Raw genomic sequence first — 2,303 nt, 5'->3', positions numbered from 1 at the left:
CCGCGACAACACAGCCCACTCGGCATCCGAAAGCTCATGACGACGCACCACGACGAGCATGATCCCTCATCACTTGATCACCTTTGAAGACGACCCCTAAAGGGTGTTGCACAACGGCGATCACGTTCGGATCCGGCCACCAGCCACGAGGTCAACTGCCCGATTCTGTACCCGTTTTCGCTGGTCTGGTTGGCACCGCTAAACGGTCACGAAAGATCGCTCGGTCGTTGTGCGACGCCCTTTAGTACTGCAACGGTGCTTGTTCTGAGTGCTGGGCGGTTTTTACAGGATCCTCACCAACCGGCGCCTTGACCTGGTCGCCGACACCCGCACAATCAACCGACTCCGCGCCCAGCTCAATGGCATCTTTCCCGCCCTGGAACGTGCCCTGGACTTGAACAACACCGGGCCACTGATCTTGCTGTCGGGCTACCAGACCCCGGTTGCCATCCGCCGGATCGGCGCCAAGCGGCTGGCGACATGGCTGCGGAACCGCGACGTCACCCGTGCTGACCAGCTCACCGAGAAGGCCGTCGAGGCCGCTGATCGTCAGCACACCAGTCTTCCCGGGGAGAAGCTGGCCGCTCAGATGGTGCATACGCTGGCGAAGGAGGTGATGGGCCTCAACCAGGAGATCGGCGAGCTCGACAAGCTCATCGAGGCCCGGTTTCGCGACCACCATTCCTTCGAAGTGATCACCAGCATGCCCGGCCTGGGCGTCATCCCCGGCGCCGAGTTCCTGGCCGCCACCGGCGGTGACATGAGCCTCTTCGGCACCGCAGACCGCCTTGCCAGCTTCGGAGGAGTTGCCTCAGTCCCTCGTGACTCCGGCAAGGTCAGCGGCAATCTCCGGCGCCCCCAGCGATACAACCGCCGCCTCCAACGCGTCTTCTACACCTCAGCGATGTTCAGCATCCGCTACTGCGAGGATTCGCGACGGTTTTACGATCGCAAGCGGGCCGAGGGCAAGCGTCACACCCAAGCAGTCCTCGCCCTCGCCCTCGCCCGTCGCCGCGTCAACGTCCCCTGGGCCCTCCTGCGTGACGGACGGTGCTACCAGCCCGTGCCGCCCATCGCCCTGGCAGCTTGACAAACACCACTAGGAATCCGGGCGAAGTTCTACGAGTGCCTGAGCGGACGCGGGGACGCGTTGTTCGAGCTGGCCGACGCTTTGCTGTGCACGGAGGGGCCGGTGCGGACGCTGGTGGACCTCGCGTTGGCGCCCGAGCATCGCCGTGGCCACGGCGCTTTGTACGGCGGTCTGAACAACGGCCGCCTGGACGTGGCCCGGCTGCGCCGGACGCTCGCCGGGCTGCCGCTGCCAAAGGCGGCAGACGGGCGTCTGGTCCTGGCCGCGGACGTCTCGCCCTGGCTGCGGCCGGATGCTGCCACCGCCCCGGACCGCTCGTTCTGCCACACCTACGGCCGCTGCGAGGGCAAGCACCAGATGATCCCCGGGTGGCCGTACTCGGTCATCGCCGCGCTGGAGACGGGTCGCACGTCGTGGACCGCACCGCTGGACGCCATCCGTCTGGAGCCTGGCGCGGACATCGCTGCCGTCACCACCGCACAGATCCACGACCTCGTCGAACGACTGGTCGCCGCCGGACAGTGGACGGACGGCGATCCGTACGTCCTGATCGTGCTGGATGCGGGCTACGATGCCCCGCGCATCGCCCATCTCCTGGAAGGCCTGCCCGTCGAAATTCTCGGCCGGATGCGCTCCGACCGCGTCCTTCGCCGGCCTACCCCGTCCCGCGTCTATGACCCCAAGGGCGGCCGGCCGCCCAAGCACGGAGGAGAGTTCGTCTTCGGTGACCCGGATACTTGGGGGACCGAGCAGGCCGTGACCGTCACCGACACCCGCCTCTACGGAAAGGCGACCGCACGGGCCTGGGACCGACTGCACCCCAGGCTCACCAAACGAGCGGCCTGGCTCGACTACGACGGACCGCTGCCCCTCATCGAGGGCACCGTTATCCGCCTCCGCGTCGAGCACCTCCCCAGAGGTGGGGAGAACAAGCCGGTCTGGCTGTGGTGGTCCAGGACCGATGCCACCACGGCGGACATCGACCGCTGCTGGCAGTCCTTCCTGAAGGGCACCAAGCCACGGCGCACAGGGAAAGAAGGCGTTTCCGCCGACGGATAGGGTCCCTGCATGCAGACGGGTGGGTTACTCGGCTCCGGCCGCAGCGCGGACGTGTTCGCCATCGATGATCACTGGGTCCTTCGCCGATACCGCGACGGCGGCGACGTCACCGCCGAAGCCGCTGTGATGGCCTACCTCGCGGAGCACGGGTATC

Annotated in this window: 1 protein-coding gene and 2 pseudogenes; all 3 read left to right on the top strand. The window is 66.7% G+C overall.

From position 1 onward, the window contains the following. Positions 1-286 precede the first annotated feature (286 nt). Positions 287-1,090, top strand: a pseudogene (locus IG78_RS0140925) (IS110 family transposase); the annotation flags it as partial. Positions 1,091-1,105: 15 nt separating this feature from the next. Then, positions 1,106-2,098 (top strand): annotated as a pseudogene (locus IG78_RS0140920) (transposase); the annotation flags it as partial. 60 nt (positions 2,099-2,158) lie between these two features. Beyond that, positions 2,159-2,303: phosphotransferase (locus IG78_RS52105; protein WP_030574815.1), on the top strand; the 145-nt coding region annotated here is incomplete at its 3' end.

This window comes from Streptomyces aureocirculatus (assembly GCF_000720475.1).
GTDB lineage: Bacteria > Actinomycetota > Actinomycetes > Streptomycetales > Streptomycetaceae > Streptomyces > Streptomyces aureocirculatus.
Note: the sequence above shows the minus strand (reverse complement) of the source record. Positions and strands in the feature narration are given on the sequence as shown.